Consider the following 17,194-nt stretch of genomic DNA (forward strand, 5'->3'; position numbering starts at 1 on the left):
GGCCGAGGCGGTCCGCTCCGCGCCCGCGAGGTCGGCGGGCGGCTGTTGGGCCGCGGCCACGGTGTCGGGTTCGGCGAGGGCGGCCCGTACGGCGGCCTCCTCGGACTGCCAGGCGTCCAGGCGCCGTTGGAGTTCGCGGTGGGCCGTGTCGTCCAGCAGCGCTTCCGCCGCCGCGCGTGGTGTGTCGAACCCGGCGCGGTAGGCGGCGTCGGCAAGACGGGCGTCGGCGTCCTTGAGGCGCTGGGCGGTGTCCTCGGCGGCACGGGCCGCCTCGGCCGTGTCGGTGAGCAGGGCGACCTGGTGTTCCAGTTGCCCGGCCCGCACGGCAACGCTCGCCGCGCCACCCCGGGCCTGCGCCAACTCCTCCTCCAGCGCGGCCCGTTCACTGTCCAGGGTGTCCCGTCGGGCGACCCTGGACGCCGTCCTGAGCGCCGCCTCCTGCTGGGCGGCGCTGCGACGCTCGCGCTCCTGCTCGGCCCGGCGCAGCTCCTCGTGCGCGGAGTGCAGCCCGGAGGCGCCCCGCCGGGCCTCCTCGTACCGTCGCTCCAACTCCTCTGCCTGCTCGGCGAGTTGCGCGGTGGGCGTGTCCCCGGCCTCGGCGGTGGCGGCCGCCAGTGCCTCGCGTACGAGGCCCAGTCGGCGTTCGTCCTCGGCGCGTCGCTCGTCGGCCCGTTGGTAGGCGGCGAGCGCCCGTTCCTCCGTCTCCCGGTCGACGTGCCCGGCGATCTTCCGTGCGGGCGCCGGGTGTTCGGTGGCCCCGCAGACGGCACAGGGTTCGCCGTCACTCAGCTTGGCGGCCAGTTCGGCGGCGATGCCGTTCAGGCGCTGTTCCTTGAGGTCGAGCCAGTGCGCCTTGGCCTCCGTGGCCCGCTCGCGCAAGGCCAGTACGTGGGTCTGCGTCTCGTCCGTGTCCCGGGCGAGCGCGTCACGCTGGCGGGCGGCCCGGAGCCGGTTCTGGGCGGGTTCCCGCTGGACGACGAGCTGTTCGGCCCGGGTGGCGGCCTCCTGCGCGGACTCGATACGGGTCTGGAGGCCCGCCCTGGTCGCCTCCCACCCGCCGAGCCAGTTCTCTGCGTCGTGCAGGACCTCCTCGTCGGCGCGCTCCTGACGGTCCAGGCCGGTGCGCTCGGCGACGAGTTGGGCCAGGCGCTGTTCGGCGCGGCGGGCGGATTCGAGCCCGCCCAGTTCCTCGGCGGCGCGGCGGGCAGCTGCGGCGAGTCCACCGGCACCGTCGTCGGCGAAGGTGTTCGGCAGCAGGGCACGCGCGCGTGCCTCACCGTCGGCCGCGCGCCGATGCTCGGCCTCGGCGGCCTTCCGCAGCTCCAGTGCGGGCGCCACCGCCTCGGCCTTGCGGGCCCGTTCCATCCGCTCCCGGTCCGCCCGGTGCGTGTCCGCCCGCTCCTCCAGCAGCCGGGCCCGCTCCCGCGCCTCGGCGAACCGCCGCTGCAATCGGGCCACTTCGCGTACGTCGGCCAGCGCGCCGTCGGCCGCGACCTGCGCGGACTCGGCGGCGGCGCGGGCACAGTGGGCGATGGTGAGCCGCTCGCGCGCGGTGGAGCGGGCGACGGCGGCGGCACCCATGATGGCCTCGGCCAGCCCCGGTTCACCCGGCGCGAGGCCGGGCAGCTCCATGGCGTCACCGGCGGCCTGCTGCATCCGGTGGGCGTCGGCCAGCAACTCCGCGTCCCCGTCGCGCACTTCGGCCTCGGCGGCGCGCCGGCGATCCGCGAGGCGCTTCTCGACCTCGGCGAAGCGGTGCGTGTCGAAGAGGCGGCCGAGGAGCTTGCCGCGCGCCTCGGCGTCGGCGCGCAGGAAGCGGGCGAAGTCGCCCTGGGGCAGCAGCACGACCTGGCAGAACTGCTCACGGCTCATCCCGAGCAGCTGGGTGATCTCCTCGCCGATCTCCTGGTGGGAGCGGCTGAGGTCCTTCCAGGCACCGGCCGAGGCGTCGTACTCACGCAGCCAGCTCTGCGCCTTGTCAAGGGTCGTGCCCTCACCGCGCTTCTTGGGGCGCTCCCAGGGCGGCTGCCGGGTGAGTTCCAACCGGCGTCCGGCGACGGTCAGTTCGAGGGTGACCTCGGTGCGGGTGCCGGGCGCGGCATGGTCGCTGCGCAGCGAGCCGCCCTGACGGGCGCCGGGCACCGAGCCGTACAGCGCGTAGCAGACGGCGTCCAAAATCGACGTCTTGCCCGCACCCGTCGGCCCGTGCAGCAAGAAGATCCCGGCGGCGGACAGCTCACCGAAGTCGACCTGCTGAGCGCCACCGAAGGGCCCGAAGGCCGTGATATCCAGCCGGTGCAGCCTCACCGGGCACCCTCCATGTGCCGATCGCTGTGCGAATCGCTGCAGCACAGGTCGACCGGGGCACGGCTGCCCGCACCTTGGCCGGTGCGCTGGCCTGCGTCGGAGCCCGCCCCGGCCCTCCGGACCGAAAGGCGAGGGGCGCAGCCCCCGCCTTTCAGGGGCGCGGGGAACTGCGCGAGAAGCCCCACCGGCCCGCACCCCGCGTGATCCTCCGCACCGTGACCCGCGTCGCGGCCCATGCCGTTCCACCCCATCCACACAGCCCGCGCCGACTTCACCGAGCCACCTCCCGTACCGTCTCGTCCACCCGCACCGAGTCGAACGCGTCCCGCAACACGCCCCGTTCGTGCTCGTCCGCTTCCGCGCCCCGCACGTGCAGGACGAAGTCCTCCGCGATCTCCTGGTCGTCGCGGCCCGCTAGGCGCCGCGCGTAGGTCACGTCCGGGTCGTCCGGTGAGCGGTCCGGGTCGAAGGCGAGGCTCAAGGTGTGCGGGAACCGTTCCGAGAGGCGGGCCATGGGGTCGGGCGGGCGCACCGGGTCCGTCAGCGTCGCCTCTACCCACGCGTCCTCGTGGCGGGCCAGGCCCGGATCGGCGAGCAGGTCCTCCAGCGCGCCCCTGATACGGGCAAGCGCGCGCGGCACCGGGCAGTCGACGCGCTCCGCGGTGAGCGAGCCGTCGTCCGCCAGGTCGATCAGCCACATGCTCTTGCGGTGGTCGGCCTCGGAGAAGGAGTACGGCAGCGGGGAGCCCGAGTAGCGCACGCGCTCGGTGATGGTCTGGCAGCCGTGCAGATGGCCCAGCGCGACGTAGTCGACTCCGTCGAAGACACCGGAGGGCACGGAGGCGACCCCGCCGACGGTGATGTCCCGCTCGCTGTCGCTGGCCTCGCCGCCGGTGACGAAGGCATGGGCGAGGACGACGGACCGGGTGCCCTCCGCGCGCGTGGCGAGGTCGGCGCGGACCCGGTCCATGGCGGCGGCGAGGACGCTCTCCTGGCCGGCCTTCTCCAGCCCGAACTCGTCCTTGACCAGGGCCGGTTCGAGATACGGCAGACCATAGAAGGCCACATCCCCGGAGGCGTCCTGGAGGACGACCGGCGTCCCGGCGGCCGACGGGTCGGTGCGCAGATGGATGCCGGCGCGGCCGATGAGCCCGGCGCCGACGCCGAGCCGTCGCGCCGAGTCGTGGTTGCCGGAGATCATCACCGTCGGCACCCCGAGGTCGGCGAGCCGGTGCAGGGCGTCGTCGAACAGCTCGACCGCGGCCAGAGGGGGCACCGCCCGGTCGTACACATCACCCGACACGACCACCGCGTCGACCTCGCGCTCGCGCGCGACGGTGACGAGGTGGCCGATGAACTCGGCCTGCGCCCCGAGCATGTTCACCCGGTGGAAGGCGCGGCCGAGATGCCAGTCGGACGTGTGCAGCAGTCTCATGATCCCCGAAACTAACAGCCGGGTCTGACATCACGGGCGGTTACTCCCGTATCGGCCCGATGTGCGGCCCCCGAGGTCGCCACATCGCTCACGCGTCCCCGTACGCCTCTCCACCGAGGGTGAACCCGGCCGTCCCCGCCGTCGCATCGGCCAGCCACCCCTTGAACGCCTCCACATCGGCGTCCGGCAGCCCGATCTCGATCGTGACGGCCTCCCCGTACCGCACGTCACGCACCTCGCGCCCGGTGGACCGCAGGTCGTTCTGGAGCTTGCCCGCGCGCTGGTGGTCGACGGTCACCGTGGCCAGCCGGAACCGGCGGCGGGTGCGGGTGCCGAGCACGTCGAGGGCTTCGCCGACCGCTCCCCCGTACGCCCTGATCAGCCCGCCCGCGCCCAGCTTGACCCCGCCGTAGTACCGGGTGACGACGGCGACGACGTACCGCATGTCGCGGCGCAGCAGCATCTGGAGCATGGGCACGCCCGCCGTGCCGCCCGGTTCGCCGTCGTCGCTCGCCCGCTGGACGGAGGCGTCGGCGCCGATGACGTACGCGAAGCAGTTGTGAGTGGCGTCCGCGTGCTCCTTGCGGACGGCGGCGACGAACTCCTGGGCCTCCTGTTCGGTGGCCGCGGGGGCGAGGGCGCACAGGAAGCGGGAGCGGTTGACCTCGGTCTCGTGCACGCCCGCGTGGGCCACTGTGCGGTACTCGTCCGGCATCCGGCCACCCTATGCGCACCAGGTGGGGCGGCCTCGGTCAGTGGGTCTTCTTGCCGCGCGGCACGATCATGTCCGTGAGCAGGGCCGTGCCGGGCGCGAGGTCGTGCCAGCTTTCGCCGTGCCAGACCAGGACGGCGATCGCGGAGGTCGGGAACTTCGTCCGTACGTCGTCCAGCGCCTCGTCGAGCGCGTCCTCGGCCAGCTCCAGCACCAGTTCCTCCAGACCGGGGTTGTGCCCGACCAGCAGCAACGTCTCGACGGTGGACGGGACTTCACGGACGACGGCCAGCAACTCCGGTACGTCCGCCCCGTACACCCTCGGATCGTGCCGCACCGGCGGCGGAGTGCCCCACTCGGCCGCCGCCAACTCCCAGGTGCGGCGGGCGCGTTCGGCCGTGGAGCACAGGGCGAGGTCGGGCAGGCAGTCGGCCTCGGCGAGCGCGCGTCCGGCGGCGGGGGCGTCGCGCAGGCCGCGCGGGCCGAGGGGGCGGTCGTGGTCGTCGACGCCGAGCGGCCAGGCCGACTTGGCGTGCCGCAGGACGACCAGCCGGCGCAGCGGGCCCATGCCCCGGTGGGCGGTCACGCCAAGGTCCCGATGTCGCGGGTGAGTTCGAGGCCGAGGATGCGGTCGGCGTAGGCGTACGTCTCGAAGCGGGCCCCGTCCCGCAGTCCGTCGAGGGTCTCGACGCGGCGCAGGACGTCCAGCACGGCGGGCACGTCCAGGTCGTCCTCCCAGGCGGCGCGCAGGTCGCGGCGTACGGCGTCGGGCACCGGCCGGGACGGCTGCCCGGCCCAGACGGCGACCGACCTGCGCCAGTGCGTGAGCGTGTCGCCCGCTTCGGCCAGGGCGGCCGGGGTCAGCCGTACGGGCTCGGAGCGGGGGTGGGTGAGCAGGGCCAGGCGGAGGGTGTTGGGGTCGATGTCTCCGAGGCCGCTCGCGGAGCCGGCGAAGTCGACCGGGGCGACGTCGAGGCGGATGCCGTCCGTCGCCCGGTCGTCCCGGCTCGTCACATGGAGCAGCTGGGCCTCCGCCAGTTCCGGTCCGACGTCGTGCCGGTCCTCGAAGGGGCGGATGCCGAGTGCCGCGGCGCCCGCCCGGAGTTCGGCCACCTGTTCCTCACCGGCCAGCACGGGCCAGGCGGGGGTGCCGCCTACCTCCAGGGCGCGGATGAGGACGTCGGCGACCAGGAGCACACGGAGGGCGGTGGCGTCGAAGCGCTGCGTGTGCGCCTCGACGCGGGTCAGGGCCCTGCGGGCCGGGGCGGCGGTGAGGGTCTCGCCGGTTCGAGCGTCGAGGATGTGGAGCACTGTATGAGCGTAACGCTCCGTTGATTGGGCGGGTTGTTCGGCTCCCCGGCCGGTGGGGGCTTGTCTCGCAGTTCCCCGCGCCCCTTGGGAGACGCCCCTTCGGGGCTGCCTCCCAAGGGGCGCCTCCACCTGGTGTCTTTTGTCCCGGTGAGTGGGACCAGGGACGGTCGCTCGATGCCTTTACGCGCAGCTTATTGATTGTACCGACCGTTAGGTCTACTTTACCGGCACCAACCTCCCCACACCTCCAGAGTCAGAGCCGTGCTCTGGATCTCCGCTCACCCTTGGAAGGGCCGCCCATGTCCCAGACACAGACCGCCGCCCCACAGGAACACGAGAGACCGCTCTCGACCAGGCGCAACGTCCTCGTCGTCATCGCGCTCGTGTGGACCGTCCAGCTGGTCGCGCTGATGGCCGCGCTGTCCGGAATCTCGCAGGCCGAGGTCGCGATCCACTTCCGGACCACCGAAATCGCCTGGTTCACCCTGATGACCCTCCTGACCGGGACCTTCTTCCTGCCCTTCGCGGTCAAGGCCGCGGCGCTCTTCGGCAAGAAGAAGGTTCTGCTCGTCGCCATCGGGCTGGGCTTCGTCGGTGACCTGATCGCCGCCTCCGCCACCGACTACCGCACCCTGCTGATCGGGCGTGGCATCGCGGGCGTCTACGCGGCCACCGCCCCGCTCGCCTACGCGATCACCCGTGACGTGTTCCCCCGCCGCTGGGTCGGACTCGCCAGCGGGATCCTGGCGGGCGGCGTCGGCCTCGTCGCCTTCGGCGGGCCGTTCCTGTCCGGCTGGCTCCTGGACGACTACGGCTTCCGCGGCGTCCTGTGGTTCATGGCCGTCAGCACCGCCGTCAGCTTCGTGCTGGTCGCGGCCTTCGTGCCCGAGAGCCCGGTCCGTGAGGCGGGCGGGCGGATGGACTGGCTCGGCGGCATCCTCCTCGGCGGCGGCATCACCGCTCTCGTCTACGCCGTCGGCCAGGGCTCGCACTGGGGCTGGGGCAGCGGCAAGTTCGCCGCCTGGATCGTCGGAGCGCTGATCGCGCTGCTCGTCTTCGTCCTCGTCGAGCGCCGCGTCGCCGAACCGCTGTTCCCGCCGTCCATGACGCGGCGCCGCTCGGTGTGGAGCGTCCTGCTGGCCACCTCCATCGCGGCCGGCTCGCTCAGCGCCGTCGGCGTCGTGATCCAGATGCTGATCCTGATGCCGAACATCCCCAACGTCTCCGAAGGTCTGGGCTGGTCCGGCACCCACAACGCCATCGTCACCAGTCCCATCAGCGCCATGATCATCGTGGCGGCCGTCGGCACCGGCTTCGTCGCCCGCCGGATGGACGCGCGGATCATCCTCGCCGTCGGCTCCGCGCTCACCGTCCTCGGCTACGGCATCGGCACCCAGCTGCACCACAGCGCTCCCCAGATCGTGGGGATGGGTGTCATCGCGGGGTTCGGCACGGGTGTGGTGATGGCCATCGTGCCCATCATGATCATCGAGGTGGTCACCCCCGAGGAGCAGGCGCTGGCCAACGGGGCCCAGACCCTCGGTCAGGGCGTCGCGCAGATCATCGTGTCCCAAGTGGCCTTCGTCGTGATGTCCCAGCACGGGGCGGTCATGCACGGCACCCAGTTCTACCTCGACAAGGGCTTCACCAACGGCCTCTGGCTGGTCGTCGGCTGCTGTGCCGTGGGCACGGTGCTCGTCTCCCTGATCCCCAAGGCAAAGCGCCTCGACGAGGTCCAGGCCGGCCAGGCCGTCGCCTGACCCCTCTGCCCTCCAGGCCACATCGGCTTCGGCCCGCACCACACGGCACCGGCCCGCCCGCTTCCCCGAAGCGGCGGGCCGGTCCGGCGTTGGTCGAGGTGCGTGCGGGAATACGCATCGCCGGTCCCCGGCGACCCGGACGTCGGCCAGAGCCCGGCAACGTCGCAGAGGCCCGCACCTTCCGTCCCGTGGCGGACGGGCCGCCCCGTCCCTCCCCCTCGGCGGCCGGGACGGCCCGTACCGTGACGCAGCCCCCCGTCCCGGCGACCTCCGGGAACGGCGTGCCCCGCCGCATCGTCCGCCTCGTCCACAACGCCACCGCACAGCACAGCACTGAGCCCGACCCCCCGACGATCTGCGACGACGTGTCGCTCATCGGTGGATCGGGCCCGCGGTCAGACCACAGCCGTACAGCCGTACTGCCTGACCACTCGCGTGCCTACTGAGCCCCAGGCACCGAGAGGTCGCGGAACTGGTGCTTGAGGAAGGAGCCGGACCAGCCCATCAGGTCGGTCGGGACGTAGTAGTCCTTCTCGTCGTTGATGGTGTCCCAGTTCCTCGCGACGTCCTCGACGGTCGCCGGGCCGTCCTCCTGGACGTACCCCTCGGTCGAGGCGATGAAGAGGCGCGCGAAGCGGCCCGCGCCGGCCGTGTAGATCTCCCCGTTGACCGGGCAGCTCTCGTGGGCGAGGTACGCCACCATCGGCGCCACCGCACCCGACGGCATGTACGGCTGACCGGGCACGGGCTGCGCGTCGTCCGGCTGCTCGCCGCCGCCCATCCGGGTCATCGCCGCCGGGGCGATCAGGTTGACCTTGATGTTGTGCGGCTCGCCGGCCAGCTTGGCGCTGCGGGCCAGACCGACCGTGCCCGCCTTCGCCGCCGCGTACGACAGGTTGTTGTCCAGCCCGAACATGCCGCTGGAGGTGGTCAGTACGACCCTGCCGTACCCCTGCTCCACGAAGTGCGGCCAGGCGGCCCGCAGCGTGTTGAAGGAGCCGACGAGGTGGACGTCGAGATGGCGCTCCAGGTTCTCCGCCTCGATCTCCGGCAGCCCGGCGTAGCGGACGATCCCGGCGTTGTTGACGAGGATGTCGATCCGGCCGAAGGCGGCGATCGCGCTGTCGATGATCGCCTGGCCGCCGGCCGGTGTGGACACGTCGTTGGTGTCGGCCACCGCCTCGCCGCCCGCGGCCTTGATCTCCTCGACGACCGTCTGCGCGGGCCCGACGTCCGCGCCGTCGCCCTCGATCGACCCGCCGAGGTCGTTGACGACGACCTTGGCGCCCCGCTCCGCCAGCAGACGGGCGTAGGCCCGGCCGAGACCGCGGCCCGCGCCCGTGACGACGGCGACGCGTCCTTCGAAGCTGAACTCGCTCATAGGTGACTCCTGTTGTGCTGGGGTTGAGGGGCGGTCGCCGTCTGCCGGGTACTGCCAGGACTGCCGGGTATTACCGGGTCTGCCGGGTACTACCAGGTGACCGGCAGCTCGCTGATGCCGAAGGCGAGCGCGTCGGCCGGACGGAAGTCCAGCTCGTCACGGTCGACGGCGAGGCGCAGGGTCGGGACACGGCGGTAGAGCGTGCCGTAGACGACCTGCAGTTCGATACGGGCCAGCTGCTGGCCGAGGCACTGGTGGATGCCCCAGCCGAAGGCGACATGGTGGTTCGCCTTGCGGGTGAGGTCGAGCTTCTCCGGCTCGGGGAAGGCCTCCGGGTCCCAGTTCCCGGCGGGCAGCGCGGCGATGATGCCGTCGCCCGCCTTGATCTGCACGCCCTCGAACTCGAAGTCCTCGGCGGCGATCCGGCGCTGCCCGAGCTGCGGAACGGTCAGATAGCGAAGGATCTCCTCGACCGCGTTCGCGGCGTCCTTCGTTTCCTCGATGCCGCGCAGGTTCGCCAGCTGCTCGGGGTTCTCCAGCAGCAGGGCGGTACCCAGGGTGATCATGCTGGAGCTGGTCTCGTGACCGGCGATCAGCAGGATCATGGACAGCATGATGGCCTCGCGAAGATTGAGGTCACCGTCCTTGATCCGCGCGGCGAAGTCCGAGAGGACGTCCTCGGCCGGCTCCTCCATCTTCTGCTGGAGCAGCTTGGCCAGGTAGCCGCCCAGCGCCGCGTTCGCCGTCTCCTGCTGCTCGACGGTCTTGTCGCTCCTGGTGGCCCACTGGGCGTGTTCCTGGAAGAAGTCGTGGTCCGAGTACGGCACTCCGAGAAGCGCGCAGATCATCAGCGAGGGCAGCGGCAGCGACAGCGCGGTCACCAGGTCGGCCGGCTTCGGGCCGGCCAGCATCTGGTCGATGAGTTCGTCGGTGAACTGCTGGATCTTCGGCCGCAGCGCCTCCATCCGGGGGCGGGTGAACGGCCGGGTCATCATGCGGCGGATGCGCGTGTGGTCGGCGCCGTCCGCGTTGAAGATCGTGAGCGGGTGGTGCGGCGCGGACTCCGCCATGACGTGGTTGGGATACGGGAACCCGGGCTTCTTGTCGTCCGAGCTGACCCGGGGGTCGGACAGGATCGCCCGCTGCGCGGCGTGGCCGGTGACCAGCCACGGGGTGCTGCCGTCCCAGATGCGGACCCGGGAGACCGGCGCCCTCTCGTTCAGGGCGCGCAGTCCGGGCGGTGGCGCGAAGGGGCACTTGGCGTCCCGGTCGTCCTGGTAGAAGTACGCCTGCTCGTCGGGGGCGAGCGGGGTCTCTGTCTCAGCCATGGATTCTCCTCAAGTGATGGTGGGGGGAACGCACGCGGAACCGGGGACGTTTTCCGTCTGGTCCCGACCTCGGTCTGTCTCTCGGTCTATTCCTCGATGCGGATGGCCAGCGCGGGGCAGACCGCGGCGGCGTTGCGTACGTCCTCGGCCAGCTCGGCGGGCGGGTTCTCGTCCAGGAGGACGACGATGCCGTCCTCGTCACGCTGGTCGAACACGTCCGTGGCGGCGGACACACACTGCCCGGCGGCGACGCACTTCTCCTCGTCGACGACAACCTTCATGGCATCTCTCCTGAACCTTCAGTGGGTGATTCGGTGGACGGTCGTTCAGTGGCTGGTCGTTCAGTGGCCGGGTGCCGGGGCGGTCTCGAGCCCGTCGACGACTTCCTGGCGGGCCAGCCGGGTCTGCTTGGGCATGTTCCAGCCGAGAACACCCGTCACCCGGCCCCCCACCCGATACCGGGCGACGAAACGCCGGGCCGCCAACTCGCCCTCGACGATGTCCACTTCGGCATCGGCGGGCAGGAAACCGTGGACCTGAAGCTTCGCGTCGAATTGATCCGTCCAGAAATACGGCACCGGCGCGTAGGGCTCGTCCCCGCCGAGGATCGCCCCGGCGACCGCCATCCCCTGCTCCGTGGCATTCGTACGGTTCTCCAACCGCAACAACCGGCCCAAGCCCTCGTGATACCAACGCGCCACATCACCGACCGCGTAGATTCCGTCGGCCGCGCGGCAGTGCGCATCGCACACCACACCGTTGTCGAGCGTCAGCCCACTGTCCGCCAGCCACTCCGTCGCCGGGATCCCCCCGATCGCCACGACGACCACATCCGCGGGCAGCACCTCACCCGACGCCAGCCGCACCCCCGACACCCGGCCGCCCTCACCGGCCAGCCCGACGACACCCTCACCCAGCCGCAGGCTCACCCCGCGCTCGGTGTGCAGCTCGCCCAGCACCCCCGACACCACCGGACCCACCTGCAACGCCATCGGCCCCGCCAACGGACCCGCCAACGTCACCTCAAGCCCCAACACCCGCGCCGTCGCCGCGATCTCCGACCCCAGCACACCCTCACCGACCACCACCAGCCGCCGGCCCGCCACCAGATCCCCACGCAACGCCAACGCGTCATCCAGGGACCGCAGCACATGCACACCGGCCAGATCGTCCTGACCCGCAAACCGCCGCGCCCGCACACCCGTGGCAATCACGATCGCGTCCGCGCCCACCTGCCGCCCGGACTCCGTACGGACCGTCCGCGCCGCCGGATCCAGGCCGACCGCAGGGTCGCCGTACAGGAACTCGGCGTCCAGCGACGCCAGTTGCTCCACGCTGCGCAGCTCGGCCCGGGTCGGCTCCCAGGCACCCGAGAGCACCTGCTTGGACAGCGGCGGACGATCGTACGGAGCATGCGGCTCATCACCCAGCACCGTGATCCCACCCGCGAAACCCTTGCGCCGCAACGCCTCCACGGTGGACAACCCGGACGCCGAGGCGCCCACCACCAGGACGCGGGCCGTCATGCGGTCACCCCTCGGATGCCGCTTCTGACGTCGTCGTCGATGCTCATGCGTGCTCCATTTGCAGCCGGGGCCCGATGCCTCGCTGAAAATTATACCTGCCGGTCGGTACAACAAACACTCGAACAGGAGACCCGGCGGCGGCGCCTGGGCGGCAACCGCTCAGGCCAGGTAGCGGCCGCCGTTCGCACTGAGCGTCTGGCCGGTCACATAGCTCGCCTCTTCGGAGGCCAGATAGGCCACCGCGTAGGCGATGTCCTCCGGGGTGCCGGCGCGCTTCATCGGCATCATGGCGGCGACCGCGTCGACGTCGACCGGACCCTGGCGCACCAGCGGGGTGTCGATGAACCCGGGCGGTACGTGGTTGACCGTGATCCCCTTCTCGATGTACTCGACGGCCAGCGCCCTGGTGAGGCCGATGACACCGCCCTTGGAGGCCGCGTAGTGCGCCATGGAGGGCGCGCCGGTCTGCGCGGAGGAGGAGGAGATGTTGACGATCCGGCCCCAGCCCGCCTCGACCATGTCCGGCACCAGTTCCTTGGTGACCAGGAACGGGCCCTTGAGGTTGATGCCGATCATCCGGTCCCAGGCCGCCTCACTGATGCTCGTGAAGGGCTCGTAGGCGGTCGTCCCGGCGTTGTTGACCAGGATCGCGACCGGACCAAGCTCCGCACGGGTACGGGCGGCCGAGGCCGCGACCGCCTCGGCGTCGGCCGCGTCGCCGCCAACCGCGATCGCCGTACCGCCCTCCTTGACGATCAGCTCGACCGTTTCCTCGGCGCCCTCGACGTTCAGGTCCCAGACGGCGACCGCGGCGCCCTTGGCCGCGAGTACGGTGGCGATCCCCCGGCCGATGCCGCGGGCACCGCCGGTGACGACCGCGACCTTTCCCTGCAGTGACATGGGTACTCCTCGTGTGATGTGGGGTGGGTGCCGACGGGTCACGCCCGGTCGGCGGCGATGCAGGGGCTTTCGGTCAGCTCTCCAGAGCCTCGCGGGCCGCCGTACGGGCGGCCACGGCCCGGGGGAAGCCGGTGTAACCGCTGGAGTGGTAGATGACCTCGGCGATCTCGTCCTCGGTCAGACCGTTCGTCAGCGCGATACGGACATGGGTCTTCAGTTCGGTCTCGGCGCCGAGGGCGATGAGAATGCCCAGCGTCACCAGACTGCGGTCACGCGGAGCCAGCCCGTCGCGGCCCCACAGTCCGCCCCACACACTCAGGAGGCCGATGTCGACGAGATCCTCGCCGAGGCGGCCGTCCTTCAGATCGATGTCGCCCTCGGGGAACACACCCGGAAGTGCGGCGCGCATGGCCTTCCAGCCCGCGGCCCGCAGATCGGCGGTCTCTTCGACACCCTTGTCGCTCATGCCTGTACTCCCGTTGTGCGGCTTCACGTCCTTGAGCGAAAGTTAGATCAGACGGTCGGTACAATCAATGACCCGGGCGAGATTCACATCCATTGCCCGGACCCGCCGCCTCATCTACTCTCACTTCTCACTGAGTATTCGACCGACCGGTCGACAAAATGAATCAGGCTCACGCGGGAGAGCACATGAGCGACACGACGAAGCCGGGCCCGGACCAGGTCGGAGCAGGCGGCGCGGACAGCACAGTCGACGTGCTGGTCATCGGCGCCGGTGTCACCGGCATCTACCAGCTGTACCGGGCCCGGGAGGCCGGGTTCTCGGTGAAACTGCTGGAGGCGGGCACCGGAGTCGGCGGCACCTGGTACTGGAACCGCTATCCCGAGGCCCGCTTCGACTCCGAGAGCTACACCTACGGCTACCTCTTCTCCAAGGAACTGTGGGAGGAGTGGGAGTGGTCGGAGAAGTTCGCGGGCCAGCCCGAGATCGAGCGGTACTTCAACCATGTCGTCGACCGGTTCGACCTGCGGCGGGACATCGCCTTCGGCGTCAAGGTGACCGCGGCCGTCTTCGACGAGGCGTCCGGGAGCTGGACCGTGCGGGGCAGTGACGGCACCGAGGTCCGGGCCCGCTTCGTCGTCGCGGCGACCGGCAACCTCTCGGTGCCGTTCATCCCGGCCATCCCTGGTCGCGACGACTTCCGCGGCGCGCAGCACCACACCAGCCGCTGGCCGAAGACGCCGATCGACTTCACCGGCAAGCGGGTGGCACAGATCGGCACCGGCTCCAGCGGTGTGCAGATCATCTCGGCGATCGCGGACGACGTGGCACAGCTGACGGTCTTCCAGAAGGACGCCGACTGGCTCACGCCGCTCAACAACGGGCCGATCACGCCCGAGGAGCAGGCCGAGCTGAAGGCCAACTTCGAGTCGATCCGCGAGACGCTGAACACCTCGCCGAGCGGCTTCCTGCACCAGATCGTCATGCGTTCGGGACTTGAGGACAGCCCGGAGGACCGTCAGGCGTTCTACGAGGAGCGGTGGAACGGCCCCGGCTTCACCAAGCTGACCGAGCACTACTACGACATGCTCTCGAACGAGACCGTGAACGCGGAGTGGTGCGCGTTCATGGCCGAGAAGATCCGCGGCATCGTCAAGGACCCGGCGACGGCGGAGAAGCTGATCCCCAAGGCCCACGGGTACGGCGGCCGGCGCCCGCCCTTCGGGACCGGCTACTACGAGACGTACAACAAGCCGAACGTCACGCTCGTCGACATCAACGAGACGCCGATCACCCGCATCACCGAGGACGGCATCGAGACCAGCGCGGGTGTCGAGGAGTTCGACATCATCATCTGGGCGACCGGCTACGACTTCGGCACCGGAGCCCTCAACCGGCTCGGTGTACAGGGGCGTCAGGGCCTCCCGCTGAAGGAGTACTGGTCGGACGGCCCGCTCACCTACCTCGGGGTCGCGACGGCCGGGTTCCCCAACTTCTTCTTCCCCGGCGGGCCGCACGGCGCCACGGGCAACAACCCGCGGTACGCCGGTGACCAGGTGGAGTTCGTCACCGACGCGATCGTCCACGCCCGCGAGCACGGTCACGACGTCATCGAGGTGACCGAGGTCGCCGAGGAGGAGTGGACGGACAGCGTGAACTCCAGCACGATGTCCTCCTTCCTGGAGAGCAGCTACTTCTCCGGGGGCAACATCCCCGGCAAGCCGATCAAGCAGCTGCTGAACCCGACCGGCCGCTGGAACCTCCAGGAGCTGATCCGCGAGGCGGTCCAGAACGACTTTCCGGCCTTCGCCTTCTCCAAGGCGGCGGAGCCGGAGTCCAAGGCCTGACCAGCGCGAAAGCCGACGCTCGTGCCACCTGGTCCCTCGGGTGGCACGAGCGTCGGCTTTCGTTCGCGCGGCTGCGCGCAGGCGCGCTTACGGCAGGAAGGTCGTGACCCTCCGCTGGAACTTCCACGTGCCGTCGTGGTGGCGGAGCGTGTCGTCGTAGCGGCCGACCATCTGCACGGCCCAGCCCGCCTCGCCGCGCTGGAAGAACGCGAGGTTGCTGACTGCCGTCGCCTCCTCCTCGGTGTACGAGGTGACCACCGTGTTGGCCACGAGGTGCAGCTGCGGCTGGGTCGGGGCGAAGGCCGCGAAGCCTTCGCGGATCGCGTCTCGGCCCTCGAAGGTGGCTATGCCTGCGATCTCGGCTACGCCGTCCGGGGTGAAGAGGGTGGCTACGTCGTCGTTGCGGCCCGTGTCCAGGGCCTGGGCGTAGGCGGCGATGGCGGCCTGTACGCCGGCGGCGACCGATGCCTCGGTGTCGGGGGAAGTGGTGGTCATGTCTCTCCAGGGTCTAAGTGCAAGGGGTGGACAGGTCGTGGGTGATCTGCGGGTTCGTTGTGGCTGGTCGCGCAGTTCCCCGCGCCCCTATCGGGGCCCGACCTCCTCTAAACCTGGTAGGTCGTCTTCCTGCGCCTGAGCAGCCAGGTGCCGGCTGTTCGGATCAGGTCGTCCTCGTAGTGGCCTACGACCTGGACCGCCCAGCCCGCCTCGCCGCGCTGGAGGAAGACCACGTCGCTCGTGGCCGTCGCCTCGTCGGCCGTGGAGGAGGTGACGACCGTGTTGGTGACCAGGTGCAGCTGCGGCAGCTCCGGCTCCCACCCCTTGAAGGCCGCGCGGAGCGCGTCGTGCCCCTGGAGGGGGTCCGTGCCCGGCAGCTCGAGGACCCCGTCGGGTGTGTACAGCGCGACGATCTCGTCGGTGCGGCCGGCGTCCTGGGCCTGCGTGTGCGTCCCGATCACGGCACGTACTCCGGCAGCCACCCACGCCTGTGTGGATTCGCTCATCATCTCCCCAACAGTCGATGTTTCGACCACTGAGTCTATTGCTCGGAGCAAGACAATATAAAGGGCTGTACCGAAACAGTTCTGATTGTTGACCGACCGGTATAATCCAAATAGCATGCCGCCGACCGTCAACGGGGACCGTCGCCTGAGGAGGCGTTAGTCATGACGAAGCGTTGGAAGCAGCGTCCGCCGGGCTCGACCTGGGGCGACTGGGGCGAGGACGACGAGCTGGGCCGGATCAACCTGGTCACCAAGGAGAAGGTGCTCCAGGGTGTGCGGGAGGTCGAGCACGGCATCGCCTTCAGCCTCAGCCTGCCGCTCGACTACCCGGGCGGCTCGGCCATGAACCAGCGCCGCTACCCGCCGATCCTGCGCCCCACCGAGGACCTCCAGCACAACCAGGACGTCTTCTACAACATCAAGGCCAGCGAGCACTTCTCGCCCGACCTCATCGACGTCTGGTCGGACGACGTGGTCACCCTCTGGCTCCAGTACTCGACGCAGTGGGACGCGCTCGCCCACCAGGGAGCCGAGTTCGACGCGGACTCCGACGGGGTCGCCGAGGCGGTGTACTACAACGGCTACCGCGCGGGCACCGACCTCGTCGGACCGCAGGAGGACGCCAAGGGCGACGGCAGCGGCAGCCTCGGCTTCGCGCGTCACCTCGGTCTGGAGCACATGGCCGAGCACGGGGTCCAGGGCCGGGGTGTCCTGATCGACATCGCCCATCACCTGGGTACCGGCTACCAGGCGGTCAACTACCGCCAGCTGCGCGAGATCATGGACGCCGACAACGTCGTCGTGGAGCCCGGCGACATCGTCCTGCTGCACACGGGCTTCGCCACCCAGATCCTCGCATGGGAGAAGAACCCGGACCCGGTCGCGATCCACCAGACCGCCGCCTACCTGGACGCCCACGACCCGGAGATCCTCCAGTGGATCACCGACTCGCAGCTCGCGGGCCTGGCCGCGGACAACTACGCGGTCGAGGGCGTGGGCGTCGGCAACGAGACGGGCCCGCACTCGCTGCTGCCGATCCACCACCTGTGCCTGTTCAAGCTGGGCGTTCCGCTCGGTGAGCTGTGGTACCTCGACAAACTCGCCGCCTGGCTGCGCGAGCACAACCGCAGCCGCTTCCTGCTCACCGCTCCCCCGCTGAACCTCCCGGGGACGCAGGGCAGCCCCCTGACTCCGGTGGCCACCGTCTGACCCGGACACCGCAA

17 protein-coding genes are annotated in these 17,194 nt (G+C 70.6%); 4 read left to right on the forward strand and 13 right to left on the reverse strand.

Features of this window, described 5'->3' with window-relative positions:
• From ACWCRB_RS24865 to ACWCRB_RS24885, 5 genes are all read right to left on the reverse strand, one after another.
• A partial coding sequence (locus tag ACWCRB_RS24865; RefSeq protein ID WP_450998134.1) for an AAA family ATPase occupies positions 1–2,307 on the reverse strand: 2,307 nt, incomplete at its 3' end.
• A gap of 271 nt (positions 2,308–2,578) precedes the next feature.
• A complete protein-coding gene (locus tag ACWCRB_RS24870; RefSeq protein WP_450998135.1) occupies positions 2,579–3,742 on the reverse strand; it encodes an exonuclease SbcCD subunit D in 1,164 nt (387 codons plus the stop codon).
• Between the two features lie 88 nt (positions 3,743–3,830).
• Positions 3,831–4,457, reverse strand: a complete 627-nt coding sequence (locus ACWCRB_RS24875; protein WP_405538864.1) for a YigZ family protein — start codon at positions 4,455–4,457, stop codon at positions 3,831–3,833.
• Positions 4,458–4,494: 37 nt separating this feature from the next.
• Entirely contained in the window at positions 4,495–5,022 is a 528-nt protein-coding gene (locus tag ACWCRB_RS24880) for a SixA phosphatase family protein (RefSeq protein WP_450998177.1), read from the reverse strand.
• A 14-nt stretch (positions 5,023–5,036) separates the two neighbouring features.
• The gene (locus tag ACWCRB_RS24885) at positions 5,037–5,765 is read right to left on the reverse strand and encodes a hypothetical protein (protein WP_450998136.1); all 729 of its coding nucleotides are present in this window, start codon (positions 5,763–5,765) and stop codon (positions 5,037–5,039) included.
• A gap of 299 nt (positions 5,766–6,064) precedes the next feature.
• Here ACWCRB_RS24885 and ACWCRB_RS24890 point away from each other — a divergent pair, with 299 nt between their 5' ends.
• Both ACWCRB_RS24890 and ACWCRB_RS24895 read left to right on the forward strand, forming a co-directional pair.
• Positions 6,065–7,525, forward strand: coding sequence for an MFS transporter (locus tag ACWCRB_RS24890; RefSeq protein ID WP_450998137.1), 1,461 nt, complete (start codon positions 6,065–6,067; stop codon positions 7,523–7,525).
• A 242-nt stretch (positions 7,526–7,767) separates the two neighbouring features.
• Positions 7,768–7,971, forward strand: coding sequence for a hypothetical protein (locus ACWCRB_RS24895; protein WP_450998138.1), 204 nt, complete (start codon positions 7,768–7,770; stop codon positions 7,969–7,971).
• Here the strand turns inward: ACWCRB_RS24895 and ACWCRB_RS24900 are convergent.
• From ACWCRB_RS24900 to ACWCRB_RS24925, 6 genes are all read right to left on the reverse strand, one after another.
• A complete protein-coding gene (locus tag ACWCRB_RS24900) occupies positions 7,965–8,906 on the reverse strand; it encodes an SDR family NAD(P)-dependent oxidoreductase (protein ID WP_450998139.1) in 942 nt (313 codons plus the stop codon). The genes ACWCRB_RS24895 and ACWCRB_RS24900 overlap by 7 nt on opposite strands.
• An 89-nt stretch (positions 8,907–8,995) precedes the next feature.
• Positions 8,996–10,234 carry a cytochrome P450 gene (locus ACWCRB_RS24905; protein ID WP_450998140.1) on the reverse strand — a complete coding sequence of 413 codons (1,239 nt, stop codon included), beginning with the start codon at positions 10,232–10,234 and terminating at the stop codon, positions 8,996–8,998.
• A gap of 86 nt (positions 10,235–10,320) precedes the next feature.
• Complete coding sequence (locus ACWCRB_RS24910; protein ID WP_450998141.1) at positions 10,321–10,515, reverse strand: ferredoxin; 195 nt, start codon at positions 10,513–10,515, stop codon at positions 10,321–10,323.
• Between the two features lie 60 nt (positions 10,516–10,575).
• Positions 10,576–11,760 (reverse strand): NAD(P)/FAD-dependent oxidoreductase, encoded by a 1,185-nt coding sequence (locus tag ACWCRB_RS24915; RefSeq protein ID WP_450998142.1) that lies wholly within the window; start codon positions 11,758–11,760, stop codon positions 10,576–10,578.
• A gap of 159 nt (positions 11,761–11,919) precedes the next feature.
• Entirely contained in the window at positions 11,920–12,660 is a 741-nt protein-coding gene (locus ACWCRB_RS24920) for an SDR family NAD(P)-dependent oxidoreductase (protein WP_450998143.1), read from the reverse strand.
• A 73-nt stretch (positions 12,661–12,733) separates the two neighbouring features.
• Positions 12,734–13,126: a carboxymuconolactone decarboxylase family protein gene (locus ACWCRB_RS24925; RefSeq protein WP_369032505.1), complete on the reverse strand. Its 393-nt coding sequence runs from the start codon at positions 13,124–13,126 to the stop codon at positions 12,734–12,736.
• A 185-nt stretch (positions 13,127–13,311) separates the two neighbouring features.
• On the opposite strand from ACWCRB_RS24925, the gene ACWCRB_RS24930 reads away from it, so the two are divergent.
• On the forward strand, positions 13,312–14,970 hold the full coding sequence (locus ACWCRB_RS24930; RefSeq protein WP_450998144.1) for a flavin-containing monooxygenase: 1,659 nt from the start codon (positions 13,312–13,314) through the stop codon (positions 14,968–14,970).
• 87 nt (positions 14,971–15,057) lie between these two features.
• Here ACWCRB_RS24930 and ACWCRB_RS24935 read toward each other — a convergent pair whose 3' ends face one another.
• Positions 15,058–15,465 (reverse strand): nuclear transport factor 2 family protein, encoded by a 408-nt coding sequence (locus ACWCRB_RS24935; RefSeq protein WP_405538859.1) that lies wholly within the window; start codon positions 15,463–15,465, stop codon positions 15,058–15,060.
• 107 nt (positions 15,466–15,572) lie between these two features.
• Positions 15,573–15,971 carry a nuclear transport factor 2 family protein gene (locus tag ACWCRB_RS24940; protein ID WP_450998145.1) on the reverse strand — a complete coding sequence of 133 codons (399 nt, stop codon included), beginning with the start codon at positions 15,969–15,971 and terminating at the stop codon, positions 15,573–15,575.
• A gap of 162 nt (positions 15,972–16,133) precedes the next feature.
• Here ACWCRB_RS24940 and ACWCRB_RS24945 point away from each other — a divergent pair, with 162 nt between their 5' ends.
• Positions 16,134–17,180, forward strand: a complete 1,047-nt coding sequence (locus tag ACWCRB_RS24945; RefSeq protein ID WP_450998146.1) for a cyclase family protein — start codon at positions 16,134–16,136, stop codon at positions 17,178–17,180.
• The last annotated feature ends 14 nt before the right edge of the window (positions 17,181–17,194 follow it).

This window comes from Streptomyces sp. NPDC002156 (genome assembly GCF_053593675.1).